Annotated in this window: 14 protein-coding genes; 2 read left to right on the plus strand and 12 right to left on the minus strand. The window is 71.4% G+C overall.

Going from position 1 to position 14,375, the window contains the following annotated elements:
- Nucleotides 1–93 precede the first annotated feature (93 nt).
- Together ACIBNA_RS35830 and ACIBNA_RS35835 are read right to left on the minus strand one after the other, a co-directional pair.
- Complete coding sequence (locus ACIBNA_RS35830; RefSeq protein ID WP_399169363.1) at nt 94–2,016, minus strand: hypothetical protein; 1,923 nt, start codon at nt 2,014–2,016, stop codon at nt 94–96.
- Between the two features lie 47 nt (nt 2,017–2,063).
- The gene (locus ACIBNA_RS35835) at nt 2,064–2,591 is read right to left on the minus strand and encodes a tetratricopeptide repeat protein (protein WP_399169364.1); all 528 of its coding nucleotides are present in this window, start codon (nt 2,589–2,591) and stop codon (nt 2,064–2,066) included.
- Between the two features lie 146 nt (nt 2,592–2,737).
- Between ACIBNA_RS35835 and ACIBNA_RS35840 the strand changes: the two genes are divergently transcribed.
- A complete protein-coding gene (locus ACIBNA_RS35840) occupies nt 2,738–3,184 on the plus strand; it encodes a hypothetical protein (protein ID WP_399169365.1) in 447 nt (148 codons plus the stop codon).
- A 68-nt stretch (nt 3,185–3,252) separates the two neighbouring features.
- On the opposite strand, the gene ACIBNA_RS35845 is transcribed toward ACIBNA_RS35840, so the two are convergent.
- The 9 genes from ACIBNA_RS35845 to ACIBNA_RS35885 form a co-directional block, all read right to left on the minus strand.
- Nucleotides 3,253–4,809 carry a DUF1996 domain-containing protein gene (locus ACIBNA_RS35845; protein ID WP_399169366.1) on the minus strand — a complete coding sequence of 519 codons (1,557 nt, stop codon included), beginning with the start codon at nt 4,807–4,809 and terminating at the stop codon, nt 3,253–3,255.
- A gap of 203 nt (nt 4,810–5,012) precedes the next feature.
- Nucleotides 5,013–5,666 carry a LuxR C-terminal-related transcriptional regulator gene (locus tag ACIBNA_RS35850; RefSeq protein ID WP_399169367.1) on the minus strand — a complete coding sequence of 218 codons (654 nt, stop codon included), beginning with the start codon at nt 5,664–5,666 and terminating at the stop codon, nt 5,013–5,015.
- Complete coding sequence (locus ACIBNA_RS35855; RefSeq protein ID WP_399169368.1) at nt 5,651–6,925, minus strand: sensor histidine kinase; 1,275 nt, start codon at nt 6,923–6,925, stop codon at nt 5,651–5,653. Before ACIBNA_RS35855 ends, ACIBNA_RS35850 begins: the two co-directional genes overlap by 16 nt.
- 53 nt (nt 6,926–6,978) lie before the next feature.
- Nucleotides 6,979–8,004: an NAD-dependent epimerase/dehydratase family protein gene (locus ACIBNA_RS35860; protein ID WP_399169369.1), complete on the minus strand. Its 1,026-nt coding sequence runs from the start codon at nt 8,002–8,004 to the stop codon at nt 6,979–6,981.
- A gap of 74 nt (nt 8,005–8,078) precedes the next feature.
- The gene (locus ACIBNA_RS35865) at nt 8,079–8,693 is read right to left on the minus strand and encodes a winged helix-turn-helix domain-containing protein (RefSeq protein ID WP_399169370.1); all 615 of its coding nucleotides are present in this window, start codon (nt 8,691–8,693) and stop codon (nt 8,079–8,081) included.
- 332 nt (nt 8,694–9,025) lie between these two features.
- The gene (locus ACIBNA_RS35870) at nt 9,026–9,961 is read right to left on the minus strand and encodes a DUF6891 domain-containing protein (protein ID WP_399169371.1); all 936 of its coding nucleotides are present in this window, start codon (nt 9,959–9,961) and stop codon (nt 9,026–9,028) included.
- Between the two features lie 87 nt (nt 9,962–10,048).
- Nucleotides 10,049–11,080, minus strand: a complete 1,032-nt coding sequence (glnII, locus tag ACIBNA_RS35875; RefSeq protein WP_274815783.1) for a glutamine synthetase — start codon at nt 11,078–11,080, stop codon at nt 10,049–10,051.
- A 312-nt stretch (nt 11,081–11,392) separates the two neighbouring features.
- Nucleotides 11,393–12,031 carry a hypothetical protein gene (locus ACIBNA_RS35880; protein ID WP_399169372.1) on the minus strand — a complete coding sequence of 213 codons (639 nt, stop codon included), beginning with the start codon at nt 12,029–12,031 and terminating at the stop codon, nt 11,393–11,395.
- A 127-nt stretch (nt 12,032–12,158) separates the two neighbouring features.
- Nucleotides 12,159–12,518: an arsenate reductase family protein gene (locus ACIBNA_RS35885; protein WP_399169373.1), complete on the minus strand. Its 360-nt coding sequence runs from the start codon at nt 12,516–12,518 to the stop codon at nt 12,159–12,161.
- Nucleotides 12,519–12,717: 199 nt separating this feature from the next.
- Between ACIBNA_RS35885 and ACIBNA_RS35890 the strand changes: the two genes are divergently transcribed.
- Nucleotides 12,718–13,032, plus strand: a complete 315-nt coding sequence (locus tag ACIBNA_RS35890; RefSeq protein WP_059413684.1) for a hypothetical protein — start codon at nt 12,718–12,720, stop codon at nt 13,030–13,032.
- Between the two features lie 54 nt (nt 13,033–13,086).
- Here the strand turns inward: ACIBNA_RS35890 and ACIBNA_RS35895 are convergent, their stop codons facing one another.
- Nucleotides 13,087–14,286: a winged helix DNA-binding domain-containing protein gene (locus ACIBNA_RS35895; RefSeq protein WP_399169374.1), complete on the minus strand. Its 1,200-nt coding sequence runs from the start codon at nt 14,284–14,286 to the stop codon at nt 13,087–13,089.
- Between the last annotated feature and the right edge of the window lie 89 nt (nt 14,287–14,375).

The raw sequence follows: 14,375 nt of genomic DNA on the forward strand, positions 1-14,375 counted from the left end.
ACCGATCGATTCCGGCCTTGAACGGATCGGATCGGTCGGGGATCGGTCGGGGGTGCTCACCCGGGTGCGCCGGGCGGACGCCTCAGCCGCCGCTCAGCGCAGCCCGCCGATCGAACGCCCGTCCCGCAGTGTCCCCTTCAGCTCGGCCCGCGCCCCCTGCTCGGCCGGCACGGTCAGCAAACTGGTCTGCGACGACCCGCCGACCCCGCCCGTCGCCCGGACCGACGCGGTCTCCCGGCTGCCGGCGGCCAGCAGATACCAGTCGCCCGCCTCCGACTTCCACAGCACTCCGGCCAGCACGTGCGGCTCGCGCGCCCCGCACGCCGGGACGTTCTCGGCCTTCGCCGCCACCGCCCCGTACGTCCCGCCCGGCGTGTGGAACTGGGCCAGCACCCGCGCCCCGCCGCCCCGCCAGGTCTCGGCCCGGGTGCACACCCACGCGGCCGAACCGCTCGCGTCCGGCAGCGGCTGCTCGTTGAACGCCCAGGCGTTGACGCTCCGCACGCCCGCGGAGCGCACCGTGCCCAGCGAGCAGGCGAACGGCCCCCAGGTGCGCAGCGCCTCGGCGCCGGACGCCTCGCCCGGGGATCCGGGCCGTCCGGCGGTGAGCCGGGCCGGGACCATTTCTCCGAGGTCGGTCAGCAGCCGCGTTCTCGTGCCGTCGGTCAGTTGCAGCACGTTCCACGACGTGCACGCGCCGGCCCGCAGGACCGGGCTGGCCAGCGGCGCGGTCACACCGTCGGTGAGGGCCAGGTCCATCGCGCCGGAGCCCGGCTTCGTCAAATCCCGCTCGCCCGCCTTCTTCACCCAAGGGGCGGTCAGATAGCGGACGTTGCCGTCGGCCCGGCCCAGGACCACCGCCCCCGCCTCGGCCCGGCCCGCGCCGTCGACCCGGGCGAAGTCGAGGGCGGCGCCCTGCGTGCCCTCCTTCGGCTCGGCGTACCGGACGATGCGCAGACCGTCGTAGAGGATCACCACGCGCGCCGCGTCGACCGTCCCCGCGTACAGCAGCTGGGGCGGTCCGGCCGGGCCGCCGGACGCGGTGCCGGGCGTCGCGGACACACCGACCGTCTCGCCCGGGCGGGCCCAGACGGCCAGGGCGCGGCGCAGCAGGGCCGAGTCGCCGGTGAGATCGCCGCGGGCCGGCCACACCGAGAAGTCGGTGCGCGCCGAGCCGCGCCACGCGGTGGGAGGGACCCTGGTCAGCTTCGCCGGGTCCAGGGCGGCCTGGGCGGCCGGGTTGCGCGCGTACGGCGGCGCGGCGGCGCCGTCGGGACCCCAGCCCTCGCCGGGCAGCCCCAGCAGCGCCCCGCACACCAGCAGGGCCGCCCCGGCGGCCAGCGCGGCCTTCAGGTGCTGACGGCGCCGCATCAGGTCGGTGGGCCGGGCCTGGAGCGAGCAGGGGTCGAACTCGGGGGAGTCGAGCAGCCCGTACTGCGCGGGGACCCCGTCGGCCTCCAGCAGCGCACCGTCCGCGTCGGCGACATCCGCAGCCGTGAGCACCTCGCGCACGCCGTCGTCCGTCAGCCGCTCCAGACCGCGCAGCGCGTACGCGGCCCGGGCCGGTCCTGACAGGGTGGACAGCCGCTGGTCCAGGGCGAGTTCGTCGGCGCCGCCGGAGCGCGGGAACAGCTTCAGCCCCCACACCTGCGGCAGCGCCGGCGGCAGCTGGGACCGCTTCGGCCATGCCTTGCGCTTCAGCGGCAGCCCCGCCTCCAGCGCCGTACGCAGCACCTGGAGACGGACCAGCGTGTAGCCCGGGTCGCCGTCACGGCCGGTCGACTGGGCCGGGATCACCGGCGCCGGGGTGCGGTTGCGGGGGAGTGCGCGCTGGGCGAGGGCGTGCGCGGTCAGAACGCGCCTGCTGCGGCCCAGGCCCGGCGGCAGCACCAGATAGGCGAGCCGCACGAGCCGCGGATAGTGCTCGACGAGCGCGGCCTCGGCCCGCTCGACATCGACGACCGGACCGGCGGGGGAGGGGGGAGCGGGGCGCTGGGCGACATCCTGTGGCTGCACGTTCAGCAGAACGAGCGAATCGGGGGATGGTCACCTGACCATGGGGGTCAGGCCCCCGGCTGCTCCCCGGGCTCCACGAGCGCCTGGGCGTAGTACGCCGCCGAGCGTTGGTAACGGGCCATATGAGGCGCCAGCGTGCCCAGGGCGAGGGACAGCGCCTCCCGGTCCCTGCCGAGGCTCGACAGGCACAGGGCGAGGAAGAACCGCACGGGATCGTCCAGCTCGTCGGACGGCGCGTCCAGTTCCGCTTCGAGCAGTTTGACGCCCTCGGCCGCCTGCCCGATGTTCCGCAGTGAACTGGCCAGCTGGATCTTCGTGCGGCGGGCCTTGTAGGGGCTGACGCCGACGAGGCCGAGGTCGAGTGCCTCCCTGTAGAGCGGGACCGCCTTGTCCGAGTGGCCCGTGCAGTCCCAGGCGCAGGCTCGCTCGAACGGCCCGAGCGGGCTGCCCTGCGGCAGCTCGGCGACGAGGGCGTCGACGTCGGCGCGGAAGCGGGCCTCGTCCTCCTCGGTTTCGGCGTAGTCGTCGAACCGGTCCCACAAGGCGGCTACGCGATCTTCCCAGTCCTGATTCACCGGGACAGACTCGCACGGATGTGCCTGTAGTGGCTCCCGAATTTGAGCGCTGCGCCCGCCACAGCCGTATCGAAGGCGAGAGCCTCTTGCCGGGGCTCCGTGCGGCATGCGTCCGGACCGTGCCGTGACAAGGACCGGAGGAACAGATGAGGGTGACCCGACCGAAGCTCGCGCTGAGCGGCGCGGTGGCGATACTGGCGCTGACCGGCTGCGGATCCGGCGGCAAGGGCGAGGCGGCCGTGCCGGAGACGGTGACCGGCAGCCTGGAGCACATCGCGGCCGAGGCCGAGTGCAAGCCGAACATGCAGACCGACGCCGACACCATCCGCCAGGCCCTGTGCAAGAAGGGCAAGGAGAAATACGTCCTCGCGACCTTCGCCACCGACCGCGGACAGCGCGAGTGGCTGAACGAGGCGAAGGACTACGGCGGCTACTACCTGGTCGGCCGCAAGTGGGTCGCCGTCGGGGAGGAGAAGACGGTCATGGCGCTCCGGGGCAGCCTCGGCGGAACCATGGAGGAAGGCTCCGAGCACATGAATCCCGGTGGTAGTCACAACAGCGGCGGTCACAAGAGTGGCAGCCACCACGGCTGACCGCGCGGCCCGGGCAAGCGAAAGCCGGCGGTGGGAAATCCCACCGCCGGCTTTCACTTACGTGCGGACTACTGGCAGTCCTCGCCGTTGTTGATGCACTGGACCATCTGGTTCATCACGTTCTCGTCGAAGAAGTTGATGAAGTCGTTGTGGTCGGTGATCGGCTTGTGCAGCTGCTCCGGGAAGCCGTCGAGCGCGTACGCGTTCTGCACCTGCCCGTTCTCGATCTGCGGGGCCGGGACGTCGTAGACCAGCTTGGCCTGCAGCTGGGGGATCGCCTGGAACCCCTGGGGGCAGCTGCCGTCAGCCTGGACGAAGGCTACGTGGTCGCGGTGGTTGGCGCTGTCGATGTTCTGACCGTCCCAGCAACTCTGGAAGTTGGACGTCCGCACCACGGAGCTGCCCTCGGGGCAGATCGGGTACTTGTCCGTCACCTGCCGGTCCTCGAAGCCGGTGCAGCTCCAGGAGGTGTTGGCGTTCTTGAGGCCGTTGGTGAAGGCCTTGGCGTCACCGGTGATGATGCGCAGGGCCGTCGGCATCGCGACAACGTCGCTCTTCTTGTTGCCGACGAACTTCAGCTCGGCCTCGGCGACCTGCTGGATCGTGCCGACGTTGCCGTCCTGACCGCCACCGGGGGCGTTAGCGTCGACTTCGTTCTGACCGTCCTGGATACGGAGGACCGGCCAGTAGTACGTCGACTTGTCGCCCTGGTTCTGGCAGCTGGTGTCGGCCTGGAGGAACTGCTCGTCGCTGGTGAACGCGTCGTTGTCCTGGTTGCCGACGTAGTCGTGCGCGTGCTGCGCACCGTTGCTGACACCGGGCGCCACGATCACGTTGTCCGAGTTGCGGTTCTCGTTCTCGTTGGTGCCGCAGTTCGTGGTGAACGAGCCCGTGGAACCGCCGTCGCCGTTCGCGGCGAGACCGTTCGGCAGGTTGCGGGAGTTGGGCTGGACGTCCTCGATGTTGATGAAGTCGTCGGCCACGGGGCCGTTGTCGGCCTGACCGCCATTGCCGCCCTGACCCTGGTCCTGACCGTTGTCACCGCCCTGGTCCTGACCGCCGTCGTTCTGGCCCTGGTCCTGACCGTCGTTGTTCTGGCCCTGGTCCTGACCGTCGTTGTTCTGACCACCCCCGGCGTTGCCGTCGTTGGTGTTTGCGTCGGCGGCCATGCCCTTGCACTCGGCCATCTCGGCGAGGTTGTCCGGGGCCTGGCCACCCACTCGCCGGATGTTGATGCCGATCCGGTCGATGGCAGCGGTCCGCTTGGACTTCAGCGGGCCGAGGATGGCGTTGTTGACGAAGCCCGAGTCACCGGCCTGGGCCTGACGCGTGGAGGCGAGCCGGGCGTAGGCCTCGCTGATCTGCTTGTCGAGGTTCGCCAGCTCCTTGTCCACCCCCTGGCGCGCACCCTCCGGCACGTCGGTGAGCTGCTGTCCGACGTCCGGGCACTGGATCGTGGCGATCTGCGCGCCCGCGGCCTTCGTCTGGTTCGCCGAGTTCTCCTCATGCGCCGAGGCATAGAAGTTTGCCCAGATCAGCCCGCCCCCACCGAGCGCTAGGGCCGCCGATGCGGCTACGGCCTTGGTGGCCAGCGGCGTCCGGCGTTTTCTTGTGTTGCGTCCCATGGAACTCCTCTGACTTCCTTTTTCGGGGGCATCGAGGCGCCCGACAGGAGTGAAGCGGCTCCCTTCCATACGGAGGCCGTCCCAGGGGTGTTCAGATGTCTCGGAAAACAACGCGAGATTCGTGAGGGAGCTGTGTTCTCAACGGACCCTTGCACACCGGGAGTTGTCGATCCTCGACGGTGTGTGAATGAGCAGGTCCGTTTTCACCGGCCATGGTCGAGATACGCGAGAACGGCCAGCACGCGCCGGTTGTCGTCGTCCGAGACCTCAAGGCCCAGTTTGGCGAAGATGTTCGCGGTGTGCTTGGCGATCGCCCGTTCCGTCACGACCAGCCTGCTCGCGATCGCCGCGTTGGACCGGCCCTGCGCCATCAGCTCCAGCACCTCCCGCTCCCGGGGCGTCAGCCGGGCCAGCGGCCGGCCGTCGCCCGTCTGCCGCGCCAGCAGCTGCTGGATGACCTGCGGATCCATCGCCGTGCCACCGGCGGCGACCCGCCGTACCGCGTCCACGAACTGCTCGGCGTCGAACACCCGGTCCTTCAGCAGGTATCCGACGCCGCCGGTGCCGTCGGCGAGCAGCTCACGCGCGTACAGCTGCTCCACGTGCTGGGAGAGCACCAGCACCGGCAGCCCGGGCCGCTTCCTGCGGGCCTGAAGCGCACACTGCAGCCCCTCGTCGGTGTGGGTGGGCGGCAGACGTACGTCGACCACGGCGACGTCCGGTGCCAGCTCGGCCAGCGCGGCGGCCAGTTCGGGACCGGACTCGACGGCCGCCGCGATCTCGAAGTCGTGCGCCTGGAGCAGCCGGACGAGTCCGTCGCGCAGCAGGAAGAGGTCTTCGGCTAGGACAACGCGCAAGGGATCTCCATGGTGACCATGGTGGGACCGCCCGCGGGGCTGCCGACGGCCAGGACGCCGTCGAATGTACCCAGTCGCCGCTCCACCCCGGCCAGCCCGGAACCGGCCTCGATCACCGCACCTCCCTTGCCGTTGTCGGTGACGGTCGCCCGCAGATGGCCGTCCGTGTGGTGCAGGTCGACCCAGATCCGGTCGGCACCGGAGTGCTTCACGGCGTTGGTGAGCACCTCGCTCACGGCGAAGTACGCGGCCGACTCCACGGGCGCCTCCGCCCGCCCGGGCAGCTCCACGTTCACCTCGGTGGCCACCGGCAGCCGCAGCGCCAGCGCCCGTACGGCGTCGCCCAGTCCGCGCTCGGCCAGGACCGGCGGATGGATGCCGCGCACCAGCTCGCGCAGCTCGGACAGCGCCTCGACCGAGGACCTGCGGGCCTGCGCGATCAGCTCCTTGGCCTTGGCCGGGTCCTTGTCGAGGAGCGCCTCGATGGTGCCCAGGTCCATGCCGACCGCCACCAGCCGGGCCTGGGCACCGTCGTGCAGGTCCCGCTCGATGCGCCGCAGTTCGGCGGCGGAGGTGTCGACGGCGTCCCGTCGGGTCTCGGTCAACACCCGTACTCGCGCGGCGAGTTCATCCTGGTCGGAGCCGAGGACGGCGCGGGTGAGGCGGAAGTGGGCCTGGAGCAGGCGCGCGGTGTAGAAGTGGGCGAGGAAGAGGAGGACGAGGGCGAGGGCGCCGGCGCCGAGCGCGGATACCTGATCCCTGACCGGCACGAACCCGTACCAGTACGTCCCGCCGGCGGAGTCCGCGAAGGGTCGCCACAGCCCGGCCGCGATCGCGAACCCCTCCAGCGGATAGCAGAGCAGCACGGCCGGCAGCAGCGCGGTGAGGAATCCCGCCGTCATGTCTACGGGCAGCCACCTCAGATCCCGCCAGGTCGCCGGGTCGCCGAGCATCCCGAAGGTCCGGGTCCACGGATTGGCGTCCCTCGGCAGCGGCCGGTACGCCGACGGGATCCGTACCCCGCCCCACTCGGCCGCGAGGACCCGCCGCCAGTCCGCGAACGCCCGAACCCTCGTCAGCACCCACGGTGTCGTGACGAGGCCGACGCCGATCGGGATGAGCGCGATGGACACAAGGGAGAGGACGAAGCAGAGGACGGCCCCCGGTAGTGTCACCAGGGCCAGCGCCAGCCCCCGCAGCGCGGCGACTCCCATGCCCCGAGCCCTCGAACCCCCGCCGTTCTTCGTATCGTTGGTCATGCCGTCAGTCTCGCGGAGGCGTGCGGCGGCGGTCACGGGGCCGGGCCCCCGGATCAGGGGGTGGTGCCAGGTACACCCCCGGCGGCCGCGAGCACCTTGGCCTCAACCTCCGGGTCGAGGCCCGGGCTCGGCCGGTCCGGGCGCTGTGGCGCCACGCCGCCGACATCCTGGAGCCACCGCCAGGTGTCGGCCACGGTCTCCTCGACGGGCCGGCAGCTCAGCCCCGCGGAGACCGCCCGTGAGACGTCCCTGTTGTGCAGACCGTCGTGCAGGTCACTGCCCGGCGGCACCCACACCGGCAGCTCGGTCCACGGCTGGATGCCCGCCCGGAGGATCACCTCCGGCTCGGTCCACCGGAGTTCGGCCGCGCCGCCGGTGACTCGTGCGCAGGTGTCCAGCAGCTCGCCCATCGTGGTGTGCCCCGGCGGACTGACCAGGTTGTACGGCCCGCTCAGCTCCCGCTCCGCCGCGTGCAGGACCCACTCGGCCAGGTCACGGACGTCCACGTACTGGAGGGGCAGGTCGCGCGGGCCGGGGGCCAGCATCGGGCCGCCGCGCGCCGTGCGGGCCAGCCACCAGGGCAGCCGACCGATGTTCTCGTACGGGCCGAGGATCAGCCCGGCCCGTACGAGCACCGACCGGTCCTCGCCGAAGGCGTCCAGCACGGCCAGTTCACCACCGCGCTTGTCCTGTGCGTACGCGGTCTGCTCCGCGTCGGCCGAGGCGCCCTCCACCAGCGGCGCGTCCTCGGTGTACCCGGCAGGCCGGGCCCACTCGTACACCGAGCAGCTCGACACGTACACGTACCGGCGGGCGCGGCCCCGCAGCAGCCGCGCCGCGTCCCGCACCGCCCGGGGCGCCGCCGACCAGGTGTCGACGACGATGTCCCACTCGCCCGGGTCCTCGGCGAGGGCGGCCAGACCGCCGGGCGTGGTGCGGTCGCCGAGCAGCGACCGCACACCCGGCGGCGCCTCGTGCCGCCCCCGGTGGAAGACGGTCACATCCCAGCCCCGCCCCAGGGCCGCCTCCACGACGGCCCGGCCCACGAACTCCGTACCACCCAGCATCAGAAGTCTCATGCCGATGACTCTGCCCGCCGGGGCGGTGGAACGGAACGCCCGTCTGCCGTCAGCAGACGGGCGGGACCAGCGGCTCAGCGACCCACTGGAGGAACGTACTTGTAGCCGACCCGGCGCACGGTGCGGATCGTGTCGCGGTGCTCGGCGCCCAGCTTGCGGCGCAGGCGGGCGATGTGGACGTCGACCGTACGGCCGTCGCCCACGTGCCCGTAGCCCCACACCGTGCCGACCAGCTGGTCGCGGGTGTGCACCCGGCCCGGGTGCGCCACCAGGTGGGCCAGCAGCTCGAACTCCAGGTACGTGAGGTCGAGGGGCCGCCCGGCCACCTCGGCGGTGCGCTGCACGGTGTCGACCCGGATCAGCGGCTCGCCACCCGGCTCGGGGGCTTCGAGTCCTGCGGGGCCTTCGGTGCCTTCCGGGCGGGCGGCCTCCGGCCGGTCCGGCACCGCCGCCGGGAACGGCGGCTGCTGGTCGGCCGGGACGAGCACCAGATAGCCGACCATCGGCGGCTGCCCCGGCAGCGTGGGCAGGGTGTGCTGGGGCGCCGGGAGCCAGGTGGCACCCGGAGGCAGCAGATCCGCGACCGTGACAACCTCGTCCCGGTCGACGGCACGCAGCCGATGACGGGACCCGGTGGCCGACGGGGCGTTGAAGGGGGCGGCGGGAGACAGGGAACGAGTGGTCGCCATGAGAGGTCAGCTCTTTCGCGCGAGGAGTTCGTCGGAGAGGTCGACGGCCGCGATTCGTGGTCGGGCTCGCCGAGGGACGTACGCGGTTCGCGCTGGCCGAAGGCCGGGGTGTACGGCTTTAGAGGGCCGGCGCGTTCGTCGCGCGGCAACACACCCGGTCGAAGTCATGGTCCTGACGGGACGGCCAGAAGGGCTCGAGGTCATGGCGACCCGTCGCGATGTGCTTCTGGAAGCTGGCCATGGGGCCATTGAAGCAGACCGGGACCCGGTGCCGGGACCCTCCTCTCACAGCTTGGACATCCGCCGGGCGGGCGTACGACCCCTCCGGCACCTCATCCCACCAGGCGCTTGCGCCACTCCAGGGGCGCGACGTCGATCGCCTTGCCCGGGTCGCCGTCCCACTGCGCGGACAGCCCGGCCGCGGTCAGCGCCGCCACGACCTCGTGTCCGACGGCCTTCGTGGTCTCCTCGGAGCCGTCGAACCCGCCGTAGTAGAGCGACAGGCCGTGGCCCTGCGCCGCGCCGCGCGTGCCCTGGCGGTGGAAGAAGACGAAACCCCGCACCCCCGGCCTGCCGTCCGCCTCCGCGCCGATCTCCGACATGCCGCAGCCGCGGCAGCAGGTGAAGTCCTCCCGGGCGACGATGCCGTCGTCCTCCAGGGCCGCGAAGGCCTGCTCCAGCCGGTCCGGATCGGTCGGCCCCGCCCACGTCTCCTGCTCGTCGAGCCGGTCCAGCCACAGCCGCTCGACGATCTCACGGGCCTGCGCCTGGGAAACGGGAGATGCGCCCTCGCCGTCCTCCATCAGGTACACCGTCTCGCGGATCATCGCCTCGATGCCCAGATACCCGTCCTGGAGCATCTCGCGGACGTACTCCTCGGCCCGCGCGGCGACCTCGGCCGCGAGGGCGGGAGCCTCCTCGGGCAACCCGAACTCCTCGCGCTCCCAGGCGACTGAGGCGTCCCAGCCGTCCTCCTGCCGCGCCCAGCGCACCATCACCTCGGCGACGATGCCCGGGGCGGTCACCCGGGCCACCCACATGTGGGGAACGCGGCCCGTGCGGTGCTGGAGGTCGTACGCCCCGTCCGCATCGCGTGCCGTCTGGATGAAGACCAGCGGCCGGTCCGGTATCCGCTGCACCACGAGGTAGTGGTCGTCGTCCCCGCCGATCCGCTCCACCAGCTCGCGCAGTTGCCGCGCCGGGATCCGCGCGTACGTCTGCCCGCTCTCCGTCCTCACCTTGACGGCGAGGCCCCCGTCGATCTTCATGCCCCCACGATGACATGGCCCACTGACAACGCGAGGGGGCGCCCACCGCGAACGGTGAGCGCCCCCTGCGGAGCCCTATGGCGTCGGTCAGACCTGGCCGGCCTTCTCCAGCGCCGAGCAGCAGGTGTCGACGAGCAGGCGGGTCACGACGTACGGGTCGACGTTGGCGTTCGGACGGCGGTCCTCGATGTAGCCCTTGCCGTCCTTCTCGACCTGCCACGGGATACGGACCGAGGCGCCGCGGTTGGAGACGCCGTAGGAGTACTCGTTCCACGGGGCGGTCTCGTGCAGACCGGTCAGGCGGTCGTCGATGCCGGCGCCGTAGTTCTTGACGTGGTCGAGGGGCTTGGAGCCCTCACCGAGCGACTCGGCCGCGGTGATGATCGCGTCGTAGGACTCGCGCATCGCCTTGGTGGAGAAGTTGGTGTGCGCACCGGCGCCGTTCCAGTCGCCCTTCACCGGCTTCGGGTCCAGCGTCGCGGCGATGTCGAAGTCCTCCGCGGTGCGGTAGAGCAGCCAGCGGGCCACCCACAGCTGGTCGGAGACCTCCAGCGGGGCGAGCGGGCCGACCTGGAACTCCCACTGGCCGGGCATGACCTCGGCGTTGATGCCGGAGATGCCCAGGCCCGCCTTCAGGCAGTTGTCCAGGTGCGCCTCGACGACGTCACGGCCGAAGATCTCGTCGGCGCCGACGCCGCAGTAGTAGCCGCCCTGCGGGGCCGGGAAGCCGCCCTTGGGGAAGCCGAGCGGGTAGCCGTCCTTGAAGAAGGTGTACTCCTGCTCGATGCCGAAGATCGGCTCCTGCGCCGCGAACTTCTCCTCGACCTCGGCCAGCGCGGCACGGGTGTTGGTGGCGTGCGGGGTGAGGTCGATGTTCAGGACCTCGCACAGGACCAGTACGTCGTCACCGCCGCGGATCGGGTCCGGGCAGGTGAAGACCGGCTTGAGGACGCAGTCCGAGGCGTGGCCCTCGGCCTGGTTCGTGGAGGACCCGTCGAAGCCCCAGATCGGCAGCGCGTCCAGACCGGCGGGAGAGCCCGAGATGATCTTGGTCTTGGAACGCAGCTTGGCCGTCGGCTCGGTGCCGTCGATCCAGATGTACTCAGCCTTGAAGGTCACGGGCCACATCCTTCGGGGGTGTGTCTGGGCGCGTATCGCGGGTGCTTGCGGCGCTGCGGCACTGGGGCGCCGCCGTCAATGCCCGGCAGCCTGTCAACAGGCGATTTCCCGGCCATTGCTCGAATGTGAACCCCGTGTTACCTGGTGTCGCTGTGCCGTACCTCACGCTGTGAGGGTGTTTGGTCCCGAGGGAGCGGCTGGTCAGGTCCTGCTGCTCCTGGCCGGGAGCAGCAGGACCGTCGACACGTACGAGGAGGCGGCCGAGGGGTGGGCCGCCGCCTCAGTGACTCACTCGTCCTGGTTCGCCCGGCGTCACCCCACCTTCTCGATCACGGCCCGGCGGATCAGGAACTTGCCGGGCTCACGGACCTGTTCGAATGCCGCGTTGTTGAGCAGCACACAGCTGCCGGAGAACGAAGTGACCTCCACCGTCGTGGACTTGTCGTTGTCCAGGTTGGTGACCTTCAGCTTCGTGCCGGCCGGGAACTGGTTGCTGGACGCGGCGGGCGCACCGTCCTCGCCGGAGAGCGTGACGGTGGAGCCGTTGCACACCTGCTGCCCGGAGCCCGCGGCGCCACCGCCGGAGTTCTCCGCGGGGGCAGACTGGGCGGGCTGCGACGGCTGCGTGGCCCGGGGGTCCTGAGCCGACTCCCCCACCACGCACCCCGACGCCTCCTGCTTCCGCTGGATCTCCGTGACGACCGCCTCGCGGTTGGCGATCCGCGCCTCGGACTGCGCGTCCGGGTTGGCCCGCTGGTCCGCGATGAACTTCTGGTTGTTGCCGAGGGCGGTGGCGAGTCCCTGGCACACCGCCGACTGCGCCGCCGACTTGGGGGTCTGCGCGGCGTTCGACGTGCTCGCCATGACGAAGGCCCCGCCCCCCGCCACGGTCGTCGCGCTCACCAGCAGCGCGACCTTCTTCTTCGTACCGAGGGTTCTCCTACGCGACATGCGCGCCTCCTGAAGAGGTAGGGGAACGTACGCCGCTATGTACGAGATACCGAACGAGGTTACTCATCGGTTACAGGAGTCACCCAAGTAACGTGTGTCACACAAGAAGGAGACCTCCAGGGGATCTCTAACGGGAGAGGGCGTCCCGCACGGCCTCGTCCGTGCGCGCGACCACCGCCGTACCGTCGTCTGCGGTGATGATCGGCCGCTGGATCAGCTTGGGATGCTCGGCCAGGGCCTTGATCCACCGCTCCCGCGAACTCGCGTCCCTGGCCCATTCCTTGACGCCGAGTTCCTTGGCGGCGGCCTCCTGGGTGCGGGTGATGTCCCAGGGCTCCAGTCCGAGCCGGTCCAGCACGTCCCGGATCTCGTCCTCGCTCGGCACGTCCTCCAGGTAGCGGCGGACGGTGTAGTCGGCGCCCTCGACGTCGAGCAGCTGCACGGCACTGCGGCACTTGGAACAGGCCGGGTTGATCCAGATCTCCATGGGCCCACGGTACGCCTCCGTGACGCCGGGAAGCGTGACTCGAAACCCGTTCTCCACTTGTGTCACCCCATCCCCGAAAGCCCTTGTGGCCAGGGCCTTTTGTCAGTGGTGGGCAGTAGAATTGAAGCAGTGTTCGAGGGTGGCGCCGGGATCGCCGAGGACTCCGGTGAGCCGCCCTGACCGCGACAGGAGGATGCCTGTGCCCGCTGCCGCACTCAAGCCGAAGCCGCTGCCCACCCAGTCCACCGCGAAGCGCCCCGTCCTGCTCGACCTGCCGTACGTGCCCGTGGAGAAGCGGCCGCTGCCGCCGGGCCGGCCGCGCGAGTGGTACGTCTCGCACAACCGTCGCCTCAAGGCGATGCGCCTCGCCATCGCCCTGCTCGACTCCGGCGTCTACATGCCGAACCAGGCCCGCAACGAGACGATCCGCGACACGGCGGAACTGATCGGCGTCCACCCGCCGTCGGACACCACGTGCCACATGGTGAGGGCGCTCATGCGCTACTCGCGCTGAGCTGATCCCGGAGCGCCGGGTGCCTGTTCCTCAGGGCACCCGGCGTCGGTGTTCTCACACGTCCTGGCCCGCCGCCAACTCCTTCTCCAGCGGCGTCCGAAAGCGAGGTGTGATCCTGATCGTCCCCACCCACCCCCTCAGCCGCTCCGCTTCCTTCTCGATCGCCGCGAGCGCCTCCCGGCCCTCCCCTTCCTCGTCGAGGATCCGCCAGACGATCTCCCCGTCGGGCCGCTGGGCCCATCCGCCGACCACGCGTCCGTTCCACCACACCGTCGGCCCGACGTTCCCGCTGCGGTCGAACAGCAGGGGCCGCAGCTCCGGCGCGAGATACCAGTCGCGCTGCTGCCACCCCATCGCCGTCGGGTCGAGGGCGGGCAGCAGGGCGGCCCAGGGCTCGCCGGGCGCGGCCACTTCGTCGACATCGCCGTCGGTCACGTATCCCGTGCCCTCGTCCAGCGACACCGGCTGCGCCCCGATCGCGGCCAGCGCCCCGCGGACCTCCGTCACGCGCCATCCCGTCCACCACTTCAGATCGGCCTCGGTCGCCGGACCGCACGCGGCGAGCCACAGTCTCAGCAGCTCCGCCTGCGCCTGTGCCGGGTCCAGTTCGGGGTGCTCGGGCGCCACGGCCCAGCGGAACTGGCTGGACGTCCAGGAGCCGAGCGGCCGGCCGCGTACGACCTTCCCCTCGACGCCCAGCACCTTCAGCAGCCGGGTCGAGACCGTGTGCAGGCCCTCGTAGCTCTTGCCGGCCGCGTACGCGAACTGCTCCCGCAGCCGCGGCTCGTCCTGGGCGAGTTCGGCGGCCGTGGCCTGCCCGCGCCGGGCGAGCGCCGCCAGCGCCGACTCCTCGACCTCCTTCAGCCAGGCCGCGTCCGGCGCCCCGGCCGCCGCCATGTGCTTGAGCAGCGCGGCCCTCTCCCGCGCGGCGACCGCGAGCCCGGTCGAGGCGTGCACGACGGCGGTCAGGGCCGTGGGGAACACGAACACCGTGTGCCGCATGCCGTGCATCCGAACCAGGGAACGGTCGTCGTACAGCGCGCGCCCGGTCTGCGCCACCGTCTGCGCGGGGTCCGCGAGCCGCGCGCCCACGGCCAGGTACACCGTCGCCGGGTCCGTGCCGTGCAGGGCGACGAGCGAACCGGCGACCTCCTCGGGAGTTCCCGCCCGCGCCGGCCCGGCCAGCCGCTGCCGCAGCGCGAGCCGGGCCCGCCGCTCCGCCACCCCGAGGTACCGCTGCGCCCTGCTGCCCATACCGGCCTCCGTTCGTCACGTCCCTCCGACCCGACTGCATCATCGCGAACGCCACTGACAATCGGCCGTCATCGCCAGGGCCGCTACCC

Source organism: Streptomyces sp. NPDC050164 (assembly GCF_044459945.1).
GTDB classification, from domain to species: domain Bacteria; phylum Actinomycetota; class Actinomycetes; order Streptomycetales; family Streptomycetaceae; genus Streptomyces; species Streptomyces coeruleorubidus_A.

What these genes read in the sequence shown, in the direction of transcription:
- ACIBNA_RS35880 (WP_399169372.1), bottom strand. Translation starts at nt 12,031, where the DNA reads ATGTCGCGTAGGAGAACCCTCGGTACGAAGAAGAAGGTCGCGCTGCTG.
- ACIBNA_RS35865 (WP_399169370.1), bottom strand. Translation starts at nt 8,693, where the DNA reads ATGGCGACCACTCGTTCCCTGTCTCCCGCCGCCCCCTTCAACGCCCCG.
- ACIBNA_RS35855 (WP_399169368.1), bottom strand. Translation starts at nt 6,925, where the DNA reads ATGACCAACGATACGAAGAACGGCGGGGGTTCGAGGGCTCGGGGCATG.
- ACIBNA_RS35845 (WP_399169366.1), bottom strand. Translation starts at nt 4,809, where the DNA reads ATGGGACGCAACACAAGAAAACGCCGGACGCCGCTGGCCACCAAGGCC.
- ACIBNA_RS35840 (WP_399169365.1), top strand. Translation starts at nt 2,738, where the DNA reads ATGAGGGTGACCCGACCGAAGCTCGCGCTGAGCGGCGCGGTGGCGATA.
- ACIBNA_RS35860 (WP_399169369.1), bottom strand. Translation starts at nt 8,004, where the DNA reads ATGAGACTTCTGATGCTGGGTGGTACGGAGTTCGTGGGCCGGGCCGTC.
- ACIBNA_RS35885 (WP_399169373.1), bottom strand. Translation starts at nt 12,518, where the DNA reads ATGGAGATCTGGATCAACCCGGCCTGTTCCAAGTGCCGCAGTGCCGTG.
- ACIBNA_RS35870 (WP_399169371.1), bottom strand. Translation starts at nt 9,961, where the DNA reads ATGAAGATCGACGGGGGCCTCGCCGTCAAGGTGAGGACGGAGAGCGGG.
- ACIBNA_RS35895 (WP_399169374.1), bottom strand. Translation starts at nt 14,286, where the DNA reads ATGGGCAGCAGGGCGCAGCGGTACCTCGGGGTGGCGGAGCGGCGGGCC.